The organism is Aeromonas sp. Y289-2, assembly GCF_027705925.1.
GTDB lineage: Bacteria > Pseudomonadota > Gammaproteobacteria > Enterobacterales > Aeromonadaceae > Aeromonas > Aeromonas veronii.
In genome coordinates this window covers 16,093-36,159 of the sequence record NZ_JAPDCH010000004.1, presented here as the reverse complement: position 1 = coordinate 36,159, position 20,067 = coordinate 16,093, and the positions used below count along the sequence as shown (strand labels likewise).

The window sequence follows — 20,067 nt, the reverse complement described above, 5'->3', positions numbered from 1 at the left end:
TCATTGACCACATCCTTGGTGCGTTATAACAATTACTTTGCTGAACATATTATTCGCAAGTCATTATTAGTGATGGAGTTATCACAATGAATAAAGTTATCTTACCCATAGCATTAATTACCTGTGCCACGCTCGCTCACGCAGAGTCCAGCACTATTATCAACGGTCTGGATTTTGGTCCATTGGCTCAGTTGGCTGGCACATGGAAAAGCACCGATGCTGGTGGTGTAGATGTAGCACCCGGCCAGGAGGGTAGCAAAGTTGGCAAAGGGGGGCCGGCAGTGGAACCCTTTTACGAAGTCATTACTTTTGAACCGGCTGCCGATGCTAAAAATGCCAGCGAACAATATCTGGTAGCCATGTATTACAAGCAGGAAGTATTCAGAAAAAGTGATAATGGGAAATTTCATGACCAACGCGGTTATCTGATTTATGACAAGACCAATCAGCTTGTTTACAACTCATACTGTATACCTCGTGCAGTCTGTGTGGTCACTGAAGGCAAAGCGGGTAACAAAATCGAGTTCAAGACGGGCAAGCGCGGTATTGCGGAAAGCAATTATATGACCATTAATGATTCCACCACGGATTTCTCGATGACTCTGGACTTCTCAGAGAAAGATCTCCTCAAATACAGTCAAACCACCAACCTGATGGTGTATGGCAAGCCATTCGCACACTCCGATAGTGCATCCCTGACCAAAACCAATTGATGTTTCATGGCCAAGGTATTTATTACCTTGGCTTTTTTATATTCGTCGATAATCTATCCTGATGGCATCCCTATCCCACTCGGGATTGAGCACACCGGCATACCAGAGTGTCAGAATGACATCCATCTGATTGTTATGCTTCACAAGCTTGCCGCTCTTACAGGCCGAGATCACCTCCAGCCATAACTGCTCGGGATTGATCGGCTTGGTAATATCCTTGTGTGACAATAAATCAATGGCAGCCAACACATATGCTCTGGTTTTGGTCGCAGCTACATAATGAACTGGCATGATACAACTGATACAACCAAGACTGCAAAGAGTCAAAAAAGTTACCTTTGGATTATTTTTGAATTTTCCTGTAATGATATCACCACCAAATGCTTCAGCAATAGCCAGATCCCAGGCGGTGGCATGCCCATAATTATTCTGCACCATCAGATGAACAGCTCTCAGCGCTGCACCACCATATTTACCATAGATAATCATCACTAATCCCTCCGTTTGCCCCATAGTAAGGCCGAACAGGCGAGATAAGCTAAAATAAATATCAATCACGATCATCGATTTTTTCCATTGATAACAAATTCATTTTTAGCTGAATTAAATATTGATCCATATCAATGTTATATCTTTATCTACCGAAAGGCTTACTGGTCGATGTCAGCCTTCCAATATCATTCATCAACATCCATTTTCGTGTATAAACGGGTTCACCCAGCCTAGAGCACCTCTATTTTTACTTTGATAATCCCGTCGCGAATATTGCCGATGGTGCTAAAAGCCGATTTGGAGAGATCGATAATACGCCCCCTTTTAAAGGCACCGCGGTCATTGACCTTGACCACTACGCTCTTGCCGTTGGCGAGGTTGGTGACCCGTACCATGGAGCCAAAGGGCAATTCCATATGGGCGGCGCTATTGAGGTTGTTGCGATAGATCTCGCCGCTGGCGGTCTTTTTGCCATGATAACGGTCGGCATAATAGCTGGCGTAACCGGTCTCGCTATAGCCGCGCCAGCTACCGCCGTGACTCTCGTCATAACGGCTGCTACAGGCCGCCAGCAGCAGGCAAAGAGATAACAGCAGCCCTTTCTGGATATGTTGCACCTTTCCCCCTCTCCTCTCTTCTTTTCGCTCTGCGTTATTTTTACTCTTCGATGCGGCCGGTGACACTGGCGGCATGTTCGCAAACAACTTCTCGCCTTATTGTCAGGCCGCAGCGATGGTGCGGCTACTTTGCCATATCTTCCATGTGAAAAGGGAGGCAAATGCCTCCCTTTCAACTAGTTACCGGTCATCCCGTGTCGGATGGGCCAGAGACTTCTCAGGCAATCAGCTTGTCGTCGGCGAAGCCGAAGCCCCGCAGACCCACCACATGCACGTGTTCGTGCTTGCCCTGCACCTTGCGGATGAGCTTGTAGGTGGTGCCCTTCTCCGGGCTGATGTTCTCGGGCGCCGCGATAAGCAGCTGCATATCCTGACGCTCGCACAGTTCGAACAGGGTGGCGATGGATTTGCCATCCAGACGGGCCGCTTCGTCGAGGAACAACAGACGGCAGGGGGCGATATCCTTGCCGCGCAGACGGCGGGACTCCTCCTCCCAGCTGATCAGCACCATCAGCAGGATGGCCTGACCGGTACCGATCGCCTCACCGGTAGAGAGCGCACCGCTCTCGGCACGCAGCCAGCCGTCGGCACCGCGCTGCACCTCGATCTCCAGCTCCAGATAGTTGCGATAGTCGAGCAGCACGTCGCCCATCACCTGATAGCTGCGATCCCCCTGCTCGATCTGCGGGTTCAGGCGCTGGAACAGCTTGGCCATCGCCTCGGAGAAGCTGAGCTCCTTGTCGGCGAACAGATCGTTGTGCATGGCGGTTTGATCGGCCAGCGCCGTCAGCAGACGGGTGTGGGCCTCGCGGATATTGACGTTGAGGCGCACCCCGCGCACCAGACCGAAGGCGATGTTCTGCAAGCCCTGGTTGAGCACCCGGATGCGGTTCTGCTCGCGGCGGATGATGTTGGTGATCTTGGCCGCCACCTCGTGAGAGGAGAGCGACAGGTGGGTTTCCCGCTGCTTGAGCTCGTCAGCCAGACGGGCCAGCTCGATCTCCATCTCCTCGATCGCCTCAACCGGATCATCGGAGCGGATGATGTCGTTGCGGATGCGATCCTTGAGGTAACGGTAGACCTGCACGTAGAAGGCGACTTTCTGCTCGGTGCTGCGGTTGCCCTCGGAGAGACGCAGCGCATCGCGCAGGGCCTCATCGTGCGCCACCGCCACCCGCAGGGCGCCGAGGGCCTTGTCCGACATGGAGCGCAGCTCGTCGCCGTCGAGGTACGCCAGCTCGCGCTTGTTGAGGCGCTTCTCGACGTCGGTCTCCCGCGCCAGCCGCACCACCCGCGACCAGCTCGCCTTGTGGCCCACCAGAGATTTACGGGCGCTGTAGTAATCCTTGCCTTCCAGCTTGAGACGACCGCCAAGGGATTCGATCTCGCGCTTGGTCACCTGCAACTGGGCCTCGGCGCTGGTGCGACGGGAACGGGTGCGGATCAGCAGCTCTTCGATCTCTTTCTTGTGGGCGCGCGCCTTCTCTTCCATATCGTCAGAGAGGGTCAGCCCCATGGCCGCCAGCTCCTGCTCGAACTCGGTCAGGGTCTGGCGCTTGGCCTCGACGCTGGAGTTGAGCGCGGTGCGCAGCTGCAACGCCTCGGTGTGGCGCTGGGCAATCTGCTTGTGCTGCTCGCCAGCGGTGCGGGCCGCCAGCTCGGCCGCTTTCAGCTTCTCTTTGAGTCGCTCGCTCATCTCGGAGGCCTTGCCCAGCAGGTCTTGTGCATCCTGATAGGCAAAGTGCGGCAGACGGGCCACCAGCTGCTCGAGGGCGTAGCAACGGCGCTTCTGCTCGGCCAGCAGGTCGCTCACCTCATCATAGGCAGCCTGCAACGCAGCCAGATCCTGCGGATCCTGACGCAGCACCTGCACCATGGTTTCCAGTTTTTCCAGCGACTTGCCGTGTTTGGCGATAAAGGCTTCGGCCTGTTTCAGCGCTTCCACATCGGCGTGAGCCGCCTCGAGGCGAGCCGCCAGCTCTGTCTCGGCAAAGAGGTGGGCAAACGGCAGCATCCCCTGCACCAGCTGGATATGACGGGTCAGCTGGGCGCCGGCCGCTTTGGCCTCGGCCAGCTGCTTGTCGCACTCACCGATGGTCCCTTGCAGCGCGCGCAGTTCGGCCTGTTTGGCCTGCACTTCGGCTTCCGGGTCGGGGCGGAAGGCGATATCCAGATGCTGGCCAATAAAGTCGCGGAAGTGACCGTAGAGACGGTGGTACTTCTGCTGCTCGAAGGCGGCCTTGGCGTAACCCTCGATCAGCCCTTCACGTTCAAGGTCGAGCTGCTCAATGCGTTTTTCACGGGCGGCACGGCCAAACAGCGGCAGCTCGGGATAGCGGGAGAAGCGCACCTGACGCTTGCTGGTACGCACCAGCACGGCGTCCCCCAGCTCATCAGCTTCCACCAGATCCTCGTCAAAGGAGTCGGGGTTGCCCTGAATCAGGTAGATATCTTCCGGGCAATCTTCCAGCTTTTTCAGCCGCTCGATGGCGCCTTCAAGGTCGAGCACCACCAGGGCGCTGCGAGCCGGGCCGTAGAGCGCGGAGTAGTAAGGGGCATCGTCGATGGAGATGTCGTCGTAGACGTCGGAGAGCAGCACGCCCCCCACCTGCTCAGCAATGCGGGCAAGACGGGGATCCGCCTCGCCTGCCCCCAGCTGCAGGTTGCGAATTTGCAGCTCCAGCGCTTGTTTCTGCGCCGCGATGCGGTTGCTCTCCTGCTCGAACTCGCGCTCCTTGTCGAGCACGCTCTGCATGCCGGAAGAAAGTTCTTCGGCGGTGGCGAGCGGCAGCCCACTCTGCTCGCGCAGCTGCTCGAGTTTTTCAAAGGATTTCAGCCAGCGCGGCGCCAGCTTGGTGAGCTCAGCAATATCGCGGCCGAGCTGAGTGCCCTGATGCTCGAGGCTGGCGCGGCGCTGGTTCACCTCCACCTGATGTTCGGAGAGCTCCTCCTGACGAGTGCGTTGGGCTTCGAGGAAGATCTCCAGCTCATCGCTGCTGGCAATCAGCTGGCCAGAGGCCTGCTGCAGCTCATCGCGCAGCTTGAAGAGACTCTTCTGGCTTTCGCTCTCTTTCTCGAGGCGAGCCAGCGCGGCGCGCAGCCCCTGCCCCTGGGCAATACGGGCCTTGTCTTCGATGTGACGCTTGAGCAGCGCCTGCGCGGTGGGCCAGGCGGCCTCGCGCACTGTTTCGGGGGCGATGCTCAAAAGCAGCGCCAGCGCTGCTTCATGCTCGGCCACTGCCGCCTTGGCCAGCGCCAGCTGTTGCTCGGCCCCCAGCACCCGGCTGGTGAGGCTCTGCTCGGCGCTACGGAACTGGTGCAGGGTGTCGCTCGCCTGTTCGGCGGTCAGCCCCGGCAGCTCGCACTGCTCGCGGGCAGCATCGAGGGCCTGCACCGCCTGACGGTACTGGATGGCGCGGGTCTGCTGGATATCCAGCGCCTGCTGGTAGTCGGCCAGCTGGGTCTTGAGGCTGTCGACTTCTGCCTGTGCCAGCTCCTTGCGCTCTTCCACTTCCAGCAGTTGGCCGTGGATCTCCTCCACCACCGCCTGCTGCTGCTCGAGTTTGTCAGAGAGATCCGCCAGATCGGCGCGATACATCTCGATCTTCTTCTGCAAGCTGACAGCCGCCATCACCTTGGCCAGATGCTCGGAGGCAGACTCCAGCTCGTCGGTCAGCAGTTTCTCGCGGTTGGTGAGCTGCTCCACCTCGTCGGCCAGATAGATGGCGCGCTGTTTCTCTTCGGCCAGAATGCGGCGCTTGTCGGCCAGCTCCTGGCGCGCCTTGAGGGCCAGCTCGGAGAGGCGGCTCTTCTCGGCGGCATTGCGCACATAGTCGGCGGCCACATAGTGGGTGGTCTCGGTGATCAGGTTCTTGAACAGATCCCGCTGACCTTGCGTCTCCTTGATCGCCTCCAGTGTGCGGCGGTTTTCATAGATAGCCGCCTCCATGTCTGCAAACGCCTTGCGCACCCCGGAGTTCTCCGGCAGCAGGTATTCGCGCAGGGAACGGCTGATGGACGAGGAGATGCCGCCGTAGAGGGAGGCTTCGATCAGGCGATAGAACTTGCCGCGATCTTTTTGATCACGCAGCTTCTTCGGGGTGATGCCGAACTCGAACATAAAGTTGTGATAGTCGGTCACCGTATTGAATTTGGCGACTTTCAGCGCCCCCAGCTCGGCGGCCGCCCCTTTCAGATCGGTAAAGGCGCGCACCCGCCCCTTGCCGCCATCAAGCTTCTCCAGCAGCAGATCGGTCGGTGCCAGATTCTCCGGCACATCCACCAGCGCAAACGGGGTGATGTTGACCTTGTTGTCACGGTTGGCCACCTGTTCAAGGTGCACGCCGACCCAGATCCGCTGCTCGCGGCTATTCATCACTTCCAAAAGTGAATAGCAGTGGCCGCGCTGCAGCTTGCCGTAGAGCCCTTTGTCACGGGAGGCGCTGCTCGATCCCGCTTCCGTGGTATTGCGGAAGTGAAGCAGTGACTGATCGGGGATGAGCGCTGCGATAAAGGCCGCCATGGTGGTGGACTTGCCCGCACCGTTGCCGCCGGAAAGAGTGGTGACCAGCTGGTCGAGATCGAAGGTCCGGGCAAAGAAGCCGTTCCAGTTGACCATGGTCAGGGATTTGAACTTGCCTCGCACCGGTTATACCTCCAGATCCAGTTGTTCTTCATCGAGATCCGCCTCGATGTCATCAAAGAGCGAGTCGCTGCTCGGCATTTCGTCGTCGTGGAAGATGGCTTCACCCTCCTGGATCATCCGCAGCTGAACGGCGCGCGGATCTTCATCGGAGCGCACGTCAGCGGCGAAACGGAACACCGATTCGTTGACCCGGAATTTATCCCCGTTACCAAGGGCGGTGATCATGCCAAGACGGCGCAAACGGCGCATGGAGGTACGGATCTTTTCGAGCAACTTCTTCTTGTCGAGATCGGTACCGCCGGAGCGGCTGTTGACCATCCGCAGCAGCTGCTTCTCGTCGGCGAGGCTCAGCACCTCCTCCTGCAGCTCGGCCATGGCAAATACCCCTTCCGAGGCCAGACGGTCCGGGCTCAGATAGAGGTAGCAGAGCACCTTGCCCACCAGCATATCGAGCTCGGAGAGCACAGTGGTGCCGATGTCGGAGCTCGGGCGCGGGCGCAGGTAAAAGAAGCCTTCCGGCGCCTTGATCAGCTCCACCTGATAGCGGCCGTAGAAGATCTCCAGCTCGCCGTGATATTCGACCAGCGCCGAGTGCTGCTCGAACTCGTCGGCACTGATGTGGCGGCCGGAGCGCAAGGCGGTGTCGATGCGCGGAAACAAGGGGTTGGCAATCGCCTCTGCGAGGCGCAGCGGCAAGGGAAACTCAGAATTGATCAATGACATAGGCCTGAACCTTGGATCCAGCTTGGTTAATGGGTTTCCATGCGGGTTGGCGATGCAGTTCGCGCTCGCCGCTGGCATGGCCCAGGCGCACGGCCTGGTCGATCAGAAGACGCGCCACATCGAAGTGGGCATGAGCCGGGTAGTCCAGCAGGTATTCCCGCAGCACATCGGCCAGATCCAGCTGCTGGCCCTGCTCGGGATAGCGGGCCAGATAGCGCTCGATGCGCTCGGCCAGCTCCTGATTGATATCCACCATCTCGACGTACTCCATCTCGAGTGGCACCTCACCGGTCACCTCCTCGTCGTGGATGGCGATGGTTTCGTCGCGCAGCTCCAGCAGACGGGGCTCTTCGGCCACCCGCAGCTGCCAGTTGTGCTGCTCGAAATTGCGGATGGACTCGCGCAGCCGCTGGCTGAAGGCGCGGTTCTTGTCCATGTCGATGGCATTGCGGATAAATTTGTGGACGTGCCTGTCGTAGCGGGACCAGAGCTCGATGCACTGCTGACCCCAGCTGGTGATGACGTCAAGGCGCCCCTGCAAGGCGTGAGTCAGCTCCTCGACGTGGAACAGATCGTCGCGCCCCTGCGCTGCTTCCTGAATATTGAGCAGCCCCGCCTGCAGGCGGTGGCCGGCAGCGTCCAGGGTATCCTGCAGCTCGCGCAGGGTCTGGCCTGTCTCGTGCAGCAGCTTTTCGCAGCTGTGAATGGCATCGACCCAGTTCTGGGTCAGCAGGGCCGCGATTTCGCTCTTGACCTGATTCTGCTGCTCATCCATGGCGCGCTGGGTGAGATCAATTCGCCCCAAGGTCTCTTCCAGCGAGAAGGTGAGGCGCGGCAGCACCTCGGCATCCCACTGCTCGCGGGTGTTGGTCTCGAGCGCCGCCTTGCGGGCGGTGTCGAGCTCGGAAGCCAGGTGTTCGAGCAGAATGGAGAGCTTGATGGAGTCAACCTGACGCTGATCCATAAAGAAGTCGACGATGCTCACACCTAGGCGTGACAGGCGGTAGAGGCTCTCCCCCGCCACCATGTCGGTATTGAAGCGCGACAGCAGCTGCTGGCGAATGAGATCGTTGATGGCGTTGTTGGCGCGACCGGTGAGGGTCTCGTCCATCTGGCCGAAGGCACTGCTGACATAGCCGAAGGCATCGTGCAGCGCCGCTTCCGACAGGTCCGACTCATCTTCGGACAAGGTCTTGATTGCAATCAGAAAGGCCAGCCGGTCGGTCGGCAGGCTCAACGCCAACCCCTCCAGCCTGACCCACCCTACTAGCTCCGGCAAAGAACGCTCTGGCAGGGTACGGGATGTACTCATCATGATGTTGTCATCTCGTTGTTGTATTGGGCGCAAAATCGTGCGCGCGGCTACATCCGGTAGCATCGAAAACATGGTTCACATTTAAGTGAACCGCGAGCAATCAGCTGGCCGGCTTCTGGGCCATCACATGGATATAGCGACCGAGGGCGACAAAAGGCTCCTGACGGCAATATTGCTGCTCCATGGCCAGCAGATCGTCGAACTTCTCCACCTGATCCTGCTTGTGACGCATATAGTCGTGGATCACCCGCACCCCGGTCTTGCCGATGATGCGCAGTCCCCCGCGACCAATCCAGTCATAGACCTGCTCCGGCAATTGGGGATTGGTGGGTGTAAGCGCAGTCTGGCGCTTCTTGCGAAGGCCAAGGCGCACATAGTCAAAATTGCCCACCACCAGGCTCTGGAACAGCAAACCATGACGGTTGTAGAAAAGCAGCGACAGTATGCCCCCGGCATTGACGAAAGGGAACAGACCCAGCAAGGTCTGGCGCGGCTCGGCGAGCCACTCCAGCACCGCATGGCAGAGCACCAGATCAAAGGTCCCGGTCACGTGTTGCTTCAGATCCTGAATGGGGCAATGGATGAGACGGATTTTGTCTTCCAGCCCCTTCTCGGCGATCTGGCTGCGGGCCAGTTCCAGCATTTCTGCTGACAGATCGCACAGCTCCACCTGATGGCCCATGGCCGCCAGCTTCTGGGCAAAATAGCCAAAACCGCCCCCCGCATCGAGGATGCGCAGCGGTCGGTTGCCAAGGCGGGCCAGGCAGGCTTCGATGTCGCTCCAGACAATGGTGGTGCGGATGCGCCCCTTGGTGGAGTCGTAAATGTTGCGGGCGAACTTGTCGGCGCGCCCGTCAAAACTCTGATCGTGCTTCAAGGAGAAACTCAACATTAGCGCCACAGGGTTGTGGCCATCCCAAAAAAGAGAGGTATTCTGTCACATCCCGAATTTGCTGAAAACTCAAGGAAGTGTCTGCCGTGTTTGTGATTAAAAAGTGGCTGGGTCAGCTGTTAATGCCGCTCCCCTTCTCCCTCTCCCTGCTGCTGGTCGCCCTGCTGCTGCTCTGGTTCACCCGTTTTCAGAAAACCGGCAAACTGCTGGCCACTCTCTCGCTGCTCATTGTGGCCCTGATGGGGATGCGGCCGGTGAGCTATGAACTGGCCCGCGGGCTGGAGCAGACCTACCCGCCGTTCGAGGTGAGCCAGCATCCCAACATCGATGCCATCGTGGTGCTCGGCAACGGTCATGTCAGCGATCCGGCGGTACCGATGCGCAGTTGGCAGAACAATATCTCGCTGGCACGGACTCTCGAAGGGGTTCGCCTCGCCCAGGCCTATCCCGAAGCCGAGCTGATTTTCTCCGGCTATGTATCGGGGGATACCCTCTCCAATGCCGAGGTCAATGCCCGGATGGCCGAGAGCCTCGGCATATCCCGTTCGCGGATGACGTTGTTTGAAAACAACAAAGACACTCATGATGAGGCGGTCAGTATCAGTCGTCACCTCAAGGGAAAAGAGGTGGCGCTGGTCAGTTCGGCCACTCATTTGCCACGTGCCATGGCCCTCTATCAGGGCCAGGGGCTAAACGCCGTGCCGGCCCCCACCGACTACACCGCCAAGCAGAGCCAGGTACCCCAGCCGCTCTACAGTTATTTACCCAAAGGGCGTTATCTGATGTATTCCGAAGCTGCCATCCACGAATGGATTGGGGTATGGTGGGCTCGCTTGCGGGGGCAGGTTAACGAATGAGCGATCAAGCGTTTCATTCCTGATTTGGATCAGGAAAGCGAAAAAAAATTACGTCATTTGCCGCCGGGTCAGCTATCTTGGGCTCGGTTCAATTCATATAATGTCGCGCAATCAAATGCCTAGGAGATATACAAGATGAGACAGCACCTGGTAATGGGTAACTGGAAACTGAACGGCACCAAAGCTTCTGTAGAAGCTCTGATCAAAGGACTGACCCCGGCTGCTGCCGCTCATCCTTCTGTGCAAGTCGCCGTCTGCCCGCCGGTTATCTTTTTGGGTCTGGTTGAGCAGCTGACCGCTGGCAGCAAAATCGCCTACGGTGCCCAGAACGCCGACGTACACGAGTCTGGCGCCTTCACCGGTGAAAACGCCCCCTCCATGCTGAAAGCCTTCGGTTGCACCTACTCTCTGGTCGGCCACAGCGAGCGTCGTACTCTGCATGCAGAGAGTGACGACGTGGTTGCTGCCAAGTACGAAGCGATCCAGAAAGGCGGCCTGATCCCGGTTCTGTGCATCGGTGAAACTCTGGAGCAGTTCGAAGCCGGCGTGACCAAGAACGTGGTTGAGACCCAGCTGAAAGCTGTTATCGACCGTTGCGGCATCGCCTCCTTCAACAACGCCGTTATCGCTTACGAGCCGGTATGGGCCATCGGTACTGGCAAGACTGCCACTCCGGAGATCGCTCAGTCCGTTCACGCTCACATCCGTCAGTACCTGGCCGGTTTTGATGCCGCCGTTGCTGCCAAAGTACAGATCCTGTACGGCGGTTCCGTCACTGGCGCCACTGCAGCCGACCTGTTCGGTCAGCCGGACATCGACGGTGGCCTGGTCGGTGGTGCGTCCCTGAAAGTGGACGACTTCTCCCAGATCATCGCTGGCGCTGCCAAGTAATCGCTGATTACGGCAAAGAGAGGGGCTCGTCCCCTCTCTTGTATCGCTTTTCCTATGGTGGCCCCGCATCCCATATGAAAGCCGATATAGTAAAAGTGGCTTGTCTATTTAAACATTCGTATTTGACAACTCAGATCCAGAGGCACTCATGACCAAACAAATCAAACGTATTGGTGTTTTGACCAGTGGTGGCGACGCACCGGGTATGAACGCAGCCATTCGCGCCGTGGTTCGCGCCGGTTTGCATCATGGCCTGGAAGTTTACGGTATTTATGATGGCTACCTCGGTCTGCACCAGGATCGTATCGTCAAGCTGGAGCGTCACAGCGTCTCCGACGTGGTGAACCGTGGTGGTACTTTCCTCGGCTCCGCCCGTTTCCCTGCCTTCAAAGACCCCGCAGTGCGCGCCGAAGCGATCGAAAACCTGAAAAAGCACGGTATCGATGCGCTGGTCGTCATCGGTGGTGACGGCTCCTACATGGGTGCCAAGAAGCTGACCGAAGAGGGTTTCCCCTGCATCGGCCTGCCGGGCACCATCGACAACGATATCGCCGGTACCGACTTCACCATCGGCTTTGATACCGCTCTGAACGTGGTGGTTGACGCCATCGACCGCCTGCGCGACACCTGCAGCTCCCACCACCGTATCTCCGTGGTCGAGATCATGGGCCGCCACTGTGGCGATCTGGCCATGTCTGCCGCCGTTGCCGGTGGTGCCGAGTATGTGATCGTGCCGGAAGTGGCTTTCGACAAAGAGAAACTGCTCAAGCAGATCAAGGAAGGCGAAGCCAAGGGCAAGAAGCACGCCATCATCACCATCTGCGAGCACGTTACCGACGTGAACGCGCTGGCCAAGGACATCGAAGCCCTGACCGGTCGTGAAACCCGCGCTACCATCCTGGGCCATATCCAGCGTGGCGGTGCCCCGACTGCCCGTGACCGCATCATGTCCAGCCGTATGGGTGCTTACGCCGTTGAGCAGCTGCTGGCTGGTCACGGTGGTCGCTGCGTCGGTATCCAGCGCAACGAGCTGGTACACCACGACATCATCGACTGCATCGAGAACATGAAGCGTCCGTTCGATCAGGAGCTGTACAACCTCTCCACCACCCTGTTCTAAGCCTCGCGGCTTTTTACCGGCTGTTGATGACAAAAACCCTCCATCGGAGGGTTTTTTAATATCTTACAAAAATGGGTGCATCGGCACGCTGTGTGGCCCTCACCATATGGGTTGCCTGATTCCCAACCCTTGCGCCATCTGACTGATCGTTAACGTCCACCTCCTCGCACCAACCGATATCAGCCAAAGATACCGTTCCGATATTGCCGTGGATGTTTTATCACTGCGAACCGGATTGTGTTGAACTGTGCTCTGTCGCCCCTGAAACGAGCTTGTTCAGCCTCCTCGTCATACGCCGCTTTTTATATCTCAATCTTGTAGAAGGGATTCAGATATCTTCCCCAACCATGCTCCGGCGCAGTGCTCGTATTGCACTCACATGACTCACGCAGATGCACCGGCTACGCAAATCGCTACTCGCGCCCAGCCCAGCCCAGCCCAGCCCAGCCCAGCCCAGCCCAGCCAGAGAATACGCCTCTGGCCTATTGCGCACCTCACTCTTGCTGCGGCCATGTCTATTCCGAGGCCAACGGGGAAATTGGCGGTGATAAAACAGCCAGCTGCTACTCTGTATCCCCCCGATGCACGGCTCTCCTCCCTATGAACCCAGTGTATTGCTGTAAAAATGCGGAGACTCCGGACTGATAAAGTGATTGTGTGACAAGGGTTGGCAACCAGACTCTCTCCATAGACTTCTTTTGGATGGGCTATCTACGTCAGGTATCGTCAAATCATTGCCTCGCACACTTTTCATGGCCTTAATGACGCCATTATGAGGGTGAAAACTTATAAAACCCCATTGAAGCCCCATGCAAAACCCATTACCAAGCCAACCAGCAGCTCACCAACCAATTGAATTTAAATGAAATAATCATAAGGACAGAGTCTTGAATGCCTCCCCTGCCAGATAAGGTGATAAAATCAGCTCAATATGACAAAAATAGCCATCTCAACCAACCACGCACACAAAGAAGCTATTTTATCAATTTACACCTTGTTTTACCCCCTTGTTATGGTATCTTGACTACATCAACCAACAACTTAGGGAGAGAAAAATGAAAGAGTTTGTCGTTACTGCCGTTTTCACGGTGTTTTTCACCCTGGTTGCTGTCTCTCTGCCCTCACTGTCACAGTTCTGAGCCGGATAGAGAGGCATCAATCCGGACCGACCCTCTTTGCCATGTCTGTTTAATCGCCACCAACTGGCGCTTTTCAGCAATAATGCCGAGATGGTCAACATAGATATGATTTCATCACGTTGACGCTGTTTCTTTCGCCACAAGGGTGTAACCAGGATGGTTTAGCCATATGGCCTGATGGAGTAGAACCAGCAGCAGATCATATCCGAGGGGAGCGAGGCTCCCCTTTTTGTTACCTGTCATTTGACAACCCCATTGCCCCGGCGGCCACACAGGCAGCCATCCGTCACAAGGCCCATGCCCACAACTGTTGTTTTCCCCTCCTGTACTCTCCATTCAACACAACTACATCCGTCAGCAATCTCTTGTGCACACCTTTGCTCTGATACTTGTCCGGCAGATATAAAAAAGCCCCCGCCATCATGGCAGGGGCTCGCGTTACGCAGTGTCAGCTTAGGGCTGTTATATCTCAGTCCAGCTCAAAGCAATTATGCCTTGTTCCAGCGCTCTGGGTCATATTCCGGGCTGAAGCGGTCAACAATGACAGCACAGGCCGCATCGCCGGTGATATTGAGGGAGGTGCGGATCATGTCGAACAGACGATCCAGCGCGAACAGCAGCGGCAACCCTTCAATGGGGATCCCGGCCGCCAGCAGCACGGCAACCACCAGGAAGCTTGGGCCCGGCACACCGGCCTGACCGATCGCGCCCAGAGTGGAGGTCACAATGATGGCTGCCCAGGCACCGACACTCAGATCGATGTTGTAAACCTGCGCGAAGAAGATGGCGACCAGACCGTAATAGATGGCGTTGCCGCTCATGTTGATGGTGGCACCCAGCGGCAACACGAAGGAGGCGGTCGCGTTGGTCACTTTCAGATCATGCTCGCAGGTCTCCATATTGACCGGCAGGGTCGCCATGGAAGAGGCGGTGGAGAAGGCCACGATCTGCGGCTTCTTCATGGCAGAGAGGTACTTCATTACCGGCGTGTTGGAGAACATCATCACCAGCAGCGGATAGACCACAAAGCCGAAGATAAGGATGGCAGCCACATAAACCACGAACAGCTTGAGCACCAGGGTCAGCACGTCGAAGCCATAGGTACCGATGGCTTCCGCCATCAGACCGAACACCCCGAGCGGCGCGATGATCATCACCTTGTTGATCATCCAGACGAAGGCATCCACCAGGGTATTGAGCCCATCGACCAGCGGCTTGGCCCGCTCGCGCGGCTGTTTGGCCAGCGCAATGCCGAGGAACATGCAGAACACCAGGATCTGCAGGATGTTCGCTTCGTTGAGGGAGTTGAAGACGTTGGTGGGGATCATGCCAAGCAAGGTGGCGACTGCATCCGGCAACGCCCCTTTATCGGCATAGTCACCGCCAAACATGGAGGCAACGGAAGCGAAATCGACCCCGACACCCGGTTTGAAGATCTGCCCCATCACCAGTGCCAGCAACACGGCTAATGCTGAGGTCACGAGGAAGAAAGCCAGCGTCGCTGCACCGATCTTGCCCGCAGCCGGACTTGCGCCCAGATTGGCGGCGCCGGAGAGGATGGCTACCGCCACCAGCGGGATCACCAGCATCTTGATCAGCTGGATAAACAGGGTACCGAGCGGTGCAAACACGGTGGCTTGTTCACCCATGAACGCGCCGACCACTGCGCCCAGTACCATGGCGACCACAACCTGGAAGCCGATGTTTTTAATGAGTCCTTTAGTTAACACAATATGTTCCTTTATGTAGCAAAATTCACACTTTTCCCAGTGCAATTAACCAAACAGGGGAATGAGCGGCTGCCCATTCCCCTGTTTGCGCGTGTTATCTCACATTTAATTGCTGTTTTAAATCAGCAAATCATTAACCTTGGCTATTAATAAGTTTGCGAAAAAGTAAAGATTCAAAGCGGTCTCGGCGATTTTTACCTCATCCCCCATGACAACTGGCAAAAGATTGTGCTAGTTTGGCTGCACAAACGTACACACAGGGATGTAAAGATGCTGAAAGTTAACGAGTATTTCGACGGAAATGTAAAATCCATCGGTTTCGAACAAAAAGGGGAGAAATCAACCGTCGGGGTGATGAACGCCGGTGACTACCTGTTCAACACCGCCGCCCCCGAACGGATGACAGTGATCAAGGGCGCCCTCACCATCCAGCTGGCTGATGAAGATGAGTGGCACACCTACAGCCAGGGGGAATCCTTCCTGGTGGCCGGTCACTCCTCCTTCAAACTGGAAGTGAAAACCCCCACTGCCTATCTGTGCGAATTTCTCGACTGATCAGGCCGGTTGAAGGGGATCCGCCCCTTCAACCTTCTTGGTTCCCCCCAGCCCCATTATCTGTGTCCATGTCACAGCACCGCACATCCCCGCTTTCCATCCACGGCAAAAATCCTAGAATAAACAGACATAAACCATCACCGGATTGATGTCATGATCAGCGTGTTTGACCTGTTTTCCATCGGAATTGGCCCCTCCTCTTCCCATACCGTTGGCCCCATGCGTGCCTCTTATGCCTTCGTCCAGCAGCTCAAGCTGCAAGGCCATCTGCCACTTGTCACGCGGGTCGAAGTGGAGTGTTACGGCTCGCTGGGCCAGACCGGCAAAGGGCACGGTACCGGCAAGGCAATCATTCTGGGGCTATCGGGCTTTGAACCGGAATCGGTCGATATCGATGCCATCCCCGCCATTCTGGCTCGAGTGGAAAAGGAACAGAACCTGCAGCTGGCAGGCGAACAACCAAGCCATTTTCCCCGCACCGGTGCCATCATCTTCAACCGCCGCAAAACCCTGCCGGCCCACACCAATGGCATGACTCTGCGAGCCTTTGATAAAGAGGAAAACCTGCGCTTCAGCCAGACCTACTACTCCATCGGGGGCGGCTTCATCATTGAAGAGAGCCACTTTGCCACCGCCAAGGAAGAGGCCGCCAAGTCCGATGCCGAGCACCCTGTCCCCTACCCGTTCGACAGCGGCGCCCAACTGCTGGCCCACTGTCAGGAGAGCGGCCTCTCCATCTCGGGGCTGATCCTGGCCAACGAGCGGGTCTTTCGCAGCGATGAGCAGATAAAAGCGGGGCTGCGCAAGATCTGGCAGGCGATGCAGGGCTGCGTCGAGCGAGGCTGCAAAAGCGAAGGGGTGCTGCCGGGCGGCCTCAAGGTTCGGCGCCGCGCCCCGGGGCTGTTCCGCCAGCTAAGCTGCGAGACCAACTTCAACAAGGACCCGCTGATGGTGATGGAGTGGGTCGACCTGTTTGCGCTGGCCGTCAATGAAGAGAACGCCGCCGGTGGCCGGGTGGTGACCGCCCCCACCAATGGCGCTGCGGGCATCATCCCCGCCGTGCTGCACTACTACGATCGCTTCGTGCACAAGGTGGATGACGAGACGCTGATCCGCTACTTCCTCACCGCGGCTGCCATCGGCATCTTATATAAGAAGAACGCCTCCCTCTCCGGCGCCGAAGTGGGCTGTCAGGGGGAAGTGGGTGTCGCCTGCTCCATGGCGGCCGGCGCGCTGACCGAACTGCTGGGGGGCAGCCCGGCCATGGTGGAGAACGCCGCCGAAATAGGCATGGAGCACAATCTCGGCCTCACCTGCGATCCCATCGGCGGACTGGTGCAGGTGCCCTGCATCGAGCGCAACGCCATGGGGGCGGTCAAGGCGATCAATGCCGCCCGCCTCGCCCTGCGCGGCACCGGTGAGCACAAGGTGTCGCTCGACAAAGTGATCAAGACCATGTGGGAGACCGGCAACGACATGAAGACCAAATACAAGGAGACGGCCCGTGGCGGCCTCGCCGTTAACATTACCGAATGTTAAAAAACGGCAAATGACTCCATTTGGTTCCTAAATGCCCGGCATCGCCGGGTATTTTTATGGGCAAACGCTTAACAAAATGGATAAGCACAAAAATAAATTTTATACTCGCGCCTCAGATTCAACAAAAATAGATCTATTTCAACTTTTTTTAGGTCTGGAGCCGTTACACTACGGTTATCTGGTTCTGTGACCTGCGCTGACAAGCGCGTTCCATGGATCTCCCAAATTTCTGTGAGTGGGCATGCCGCCCCCTTCTACCCTGAGGTAATAGTGACATGATCAGCGTTTTTGATATCTTCAAAATCGGTGTAGGCCCCTCTTCTTCCCACACTGTTGGCCCGATGAAAGCGGCCAAACAGTTTGTTGACGAGCTGCGCGCGGGCGGCAAGATCCGCGATGTAACCCGGATCAATGTCGACGTCTACGGCTCCCTCTCCTGGACTGGCAAAGGCCACCATACCGACACCGCCATCATCATGGGCCTGGCTGGCAACCTGCCGGAAAATGTCGATATCGATGCCATCCCCGAGTTTATCTCCCGTGTTGAGCAGACCGAGCGCCTGCCGATCGGCCTGCACTGCCACACCGTCAGCTTCCCGCGTGACGCCATGGTATTCCACGACGAAGCCCTGCCGCTGCACGAAAACGGCATGAAGCTGACCGCCCTGATTGAAGATGAAGTGGTTTACAGCAAGACCTACTACTCCATCGGTGGTGGTTTCATCGTTGACGAAGAGAACTTCGGCAAGGCTGACAGCGGCGACATGTCCGTACGCTATCCGTTCAAGAGCGCCGCCGAGCTGGTTGCCCATTGCAGCCAGACCGGTCTCTCCATCTCTGCTCTGATGATGGAAAACGAGAAGTGCTTCAACACTCCGGAAGAGATCTACAAGAAGTTCGGCAAGATCTGGAACACCATGCGCGAAGGTATCGAGCGCGGCTGCCGTACCGAAGGCGTTCTCTCCGGCCCGCTGCGCGTACCCCGTCGTGCCGCACCGCTCTACCGTCAGCTCAACACCAACGAGAACCTCTCGAGCGACCCGATGAACATCGTTGACTGGGTCAACATGTTCGCTCTGGCCGTGAGTGAAGAGAACGCTGCCGGTGGCCGCGTGGTCACTGCCCCGACCAACGGCGCTGCCGGTATCATCCCGGCCGTACTGGCTTACTACGACAAGTTCATCCAGCCGGTTGGCCGCGACGAATACACCCGCTTCTATCTGGCTGCCGGTGCCGTCGGCATCCTCTACAAGATGAACGCCTCCATCTCCGGCGCCGAAGTGGGCTGTCAGGGTGAAGTGGGTGTCTCCTGCTCCATGGCCGCTGCCGGTCTGACCGAGCTGATGGGCGGTAGCCCAGAGCACGTCTGCGAAGCTGCCGAGATCGGCATGGAACACAACCTGGGTCTGACCTGTGATCCGGTTGCCGGTCAGGTACAGGTGCCTTGCATCGAGCGTAACGCCATCGCAGCCATGAAAGCGGTCAACGCCTCCCGTATGGCCCTGCGTCGTACCTCCAAGCCGCGCGTCTCCTTGGACAAGGTGATCGAGACCATGTACATCACCGGCAAGGACATGGACTCCAAGTACCGTGAAACCTCCCGTGGTGGTCTGGCCATCAAGGTGATGCAGGTTGCTTGCGAATAAATAAGGGTTGCGACCCTCATCTGAACAAAGGCGGGATATCCCGCCTTTTTTATTGTCCGAATGGGATGCCGGGCACTTATACCGGCATACCGACCATTTCACTGTAGGGCGTCGCTGATATACCCCTGCTACGCCACCGCAATGCGGATTGCCTTGTCTAAATGCCTCTCTAATTACATACCTTGATTCACTCTTCTCAATGCATTGAGAAGGACATTACGCCCCGACATGAAACCTGTACCTGCTATCTTGCCCCGGTCACGATTCCACAACTAATCGATATCGAGATGCCCCCTCAGCTCAATATCCCCCCTTTGGTCATAAACTTGTTGGGCAAGACGCGGTTACCGCTCACCCTGCGGATTATCACGCCGCCACATTGATTGCCTCCTATGTGGCACTTTCGTGATCAGGGCAAACAATCAAGTACACAAACAGGGGGTTAGCTCAACATTTTGGCCACAGCGCATCGCGCAAACTGGTTTTAGCACCGTTATCACCGCCCTCTTTACGCGCCCTTTGATGGACAACTCATCACGCAGTGGAGGCCAAAAAAGCGCCCAAGGAAGAGGCTGAAAATAATCGATGAATGAGCCAATAGCCGTTGAAATGGAGGATATGAGTACGCGCCACTCGCTATTTTTGTGAGCGCCAGCAAAGGTTGAGGATATGGTGTTGGGAGCAGATTGACTTTCTATTTAAACAACGAAAAGTGAATATCACCAAAGGGAGGGTTTAATTTGGCCAGATCCTGTCACGGGATTATCGCAGGCCACCTCTCCGGAGCCGGAATGCGTCATGCAGAGTCACAAAGAATTAGCCCCGCTGGGCAGAACGCACCACGGGGCTGGATATTCAGGATGGTTTTTTCAGGCTGGCCTTGTGCTGCTCCAGCAAATTCTCAGGGGGCGGTGGCACCTGCAGGTAGAAGCCCTGGTTGGTCAGCGCGGCCATCACCTTGCCGACATCAGCCAGCCCCAAGGGCTTGGCCGGATCCAGCTTGGTCATCAGCACCAGCTCGGGACGCCCGAATGCGCTCAGCAATGGCTCGGGAACGCGGGAGAAATCCTCTCTTTTTTCAACAAAAAGGTAGGTCTCGGCTTTTTTGCGACTTTTATAGACTGCACACAACATGGAAATTGATATAATCCGACGAGTTTATTGCCTCTGATGGGGGCAAACTATAACATCAG

The 20,067-nt window shown here is 57.0% G+C and carries 15 protein-coding genes; 7 read left to right on the top strand and 8 right to left on the bottom strand.

The features are described 5' to 3' along the window. Positions 1 to 86: 86 nt before the first annotated feature. Positions 87 to 713 carry a heme-binding beta-barrel domain-containing protein gene (locus tag OKC43_RS08180; RefSeq protein ID WP_043820266.1) on the top strand — a complete coding sequence of 209 codons (627 nt, stop codon included), beginning with the start codon at positions 87 to 89 and terminating at the stop codon, positions 711 to 713. 36 nt (positions 714 to 749) lie between these two features. Here OKC43_RS08180 and OKC43_RS08175 read toward each other — a convergent pair whose 3' ends face one another. From OKC43_RS08175 to cmoM, 6 genes are all read right to left on the bottom strand, one after another. Continuing rightward, entirely contained in the window at positions 750 to 1,277 is a 528-nt protein-coding gene (locus OKC43_RS08175; protein ID WP_236271381.1) for a DUF6979 family protein, read from the bottom strand. 158 nt (positions 1,278 to 1,435) lie between these two features. Further along, complete coding sequence (locus tag OKC43_RS08170; protein WP_168769932.1) at positions 1,436 to 1,822, bottom strand: septal ring lytic transglycosylase RlpA family protein; 387 nt, start codon at positions 1,820 to 1,822, stop codon at positions 1,436 to 1,438. 217 nt (positions 1,823 to 2,039) lie between these two features. After that, positions 2,040 to 6,467 carry a chromosome partition protein MukB gene (gene mukB, locus OKC43_RS08165; RefSeq protein WP_236271380.1) on the bottom strand — a complete coding sequence of 1,476 codons (4,428 nt, stop codon included), beginning with the start codon at positions 6,465 to 6,467 and terminating at the stop codon, positions 2,040 to 2,042. Between the two features lie 3 nt (positions 6,468 to 6,470). Then, positions 6,471 to 7,190, bottom strand: a complete 720-nt coding sequence (gene mukE / locus OKC43_RS08160; RefSeq protein ID WP_236271379.1) for a chromosome partition protein MukE — start codon at positions 7,188 to 7,190, stop codon at positions 6,471 to 6,473. Then, positions 7,171 to 8,505: a chromosome partition protein MukF gene (mukF, locus tag OKC43_RS08155; protein ID WP_236271378.1), complete on the bottom strand. Its 1,335-nt coding sequence runs from the start codon at positions 8,503 to 8,505 to the stop codon at positions 7,171 to 7,173. Before mukF ends, mukE begins: the two co-directional genes overlap by 20 nt. Before the next feature lie 100 nt (positions 8,506 to 8,605). Beyond that, positions 8,606 to 9,382 (bottom strand): tRNA uridine 5-oxyacetic acid(34) methyltransferase CmoM, encoded by a 777-nt coding sequence (gene cmoM / locus OKC43_RS08150; RefSeq protein ID WP_031227571.1) that lies wholly within the window; start codon positions 9,380 to 9,382, stop codon positions 8,606 to 8,608. Between the two features lie 101 nt (positions 9,383 to 9,483). On the opposite strand from cmoM, the gene elyC reads away from it, so the two are divergent. The 3 genes from elyC (at position 9,484) to pfkA (ending at position 12,265) form a co-directional block, all read left to right on the top strand. Next, a complete protein-coding gene (gene elyC / locus OKC43_RS08145) occupies positions 9,484 to 10,254 on the top strand; it encodes an envelope biogenesis factor ElyC (protein ID WP_021230007.1) in 771 nt (256 codons plus the stop codon). A gap of 135 nt (positions 10,255 to 10,389) precedes the next feature. Beyond that, positions 10,390 to 11,145 (top strand): triose-phosphate isomerase, encoded by a 756-nt coding sequence (gene tpiA / locus OKC43_RS08140; protein WP_120414341.1) that lies wholly within the window; start codon positions 10,390 to 10,392, stop codon positions 11,143 to 11,145. A gap of 148 nt (positions 11,146 to 11,293) precedes the next feature. After that, entirely contained in the window at positions 11,294 to 12,265 is a 972-nt protein-coding gene (gene pfkA, locus OKC43_RS08135; protein WP_005336840.1) for a 6-phosphofructokinase, read from the top strand. Positions 12,266 to 13,892: 1,627 nt separating this feature from the next. Here pfkA and OKC43_RS08130 read toward each other — a convergent pair. After that, positions 13,893 to 15,134, bottom strand: coding sequence for a dicarboxylate/amino acid:cation symporter (locus OKC43_RS08130; RefSeq protein ID WP_005360943.1), 1,242 nt, complete (start codon positions 15,132 to 15,134; stop codon positions 13,893 to 13,895). A gap of 270 nt (positions 15,135 to 15,404) precedes the next feature. Between OKC43_RS08130 and ppnP the strand changes: the two genes are divergently transcribed. The 3 genes from ppnP to OKC43_RS08115 all read left to right on the top strand — a co-directional run bounded on the left by ppnP (position 15,405) and on the right by OKC43_RS08115 (position 18,874). After that, on the top strand, positions 15,405 to 15,689 hold the full coding sequence (gene ppnP / locus OKC43_RS08125) for a pyrimidine/purine nucleoside phosphorylase (RefSeq protein WP_005336842.1): 285 nt from the start codon (positions 15,405 to 15,407) through the stop codon (positions 15,687 to 15,689). A gap of 153 nt (positions 15,690 to 15,842) precedes the next feature. Then, complete coding sequence (locus tag OKC43_RS08120) at positions 15,843 to 17,228, top strand: L-serine ammonia-lyase (RefSeq protein WP_042080845.1); 1,386 nt, start codon at positions 15,843 to 15,845, stop codon at positions 17,226 to 17,228. 275 nt (positions 17,229 to 17,503) lie between these two features. Beyond that, positions 17,504 to 18,874: an L-serine ammonia-lyase gene (locus OKC43_RS08115; protein ID WP_005336844.1), complete on the top strand. Its 1,371-nt coding sequence runs from the start codon at positions 17,504 to 17,506 to the stop codon at positions 18,872 to 18,874. Between the two features lie 855 nt (positions 18,875 to 19,729). Here OKC43_RS08115 and OKC43_RS08110 read toward each other — a convergent pair. After that, complete coding sequence (locus OKC43_RS08110; RefSeq protein WP_005360946.1) at positions 19,730 to 20,008, bottom strand: YcgL domain-containing protein; 279 nt, start codon at positions 20,006 to 20,008, stop codon at positions 19,730 to 19,732. Positions 20,009 to 20,067 lie beyond the last annotated feature (59 nt).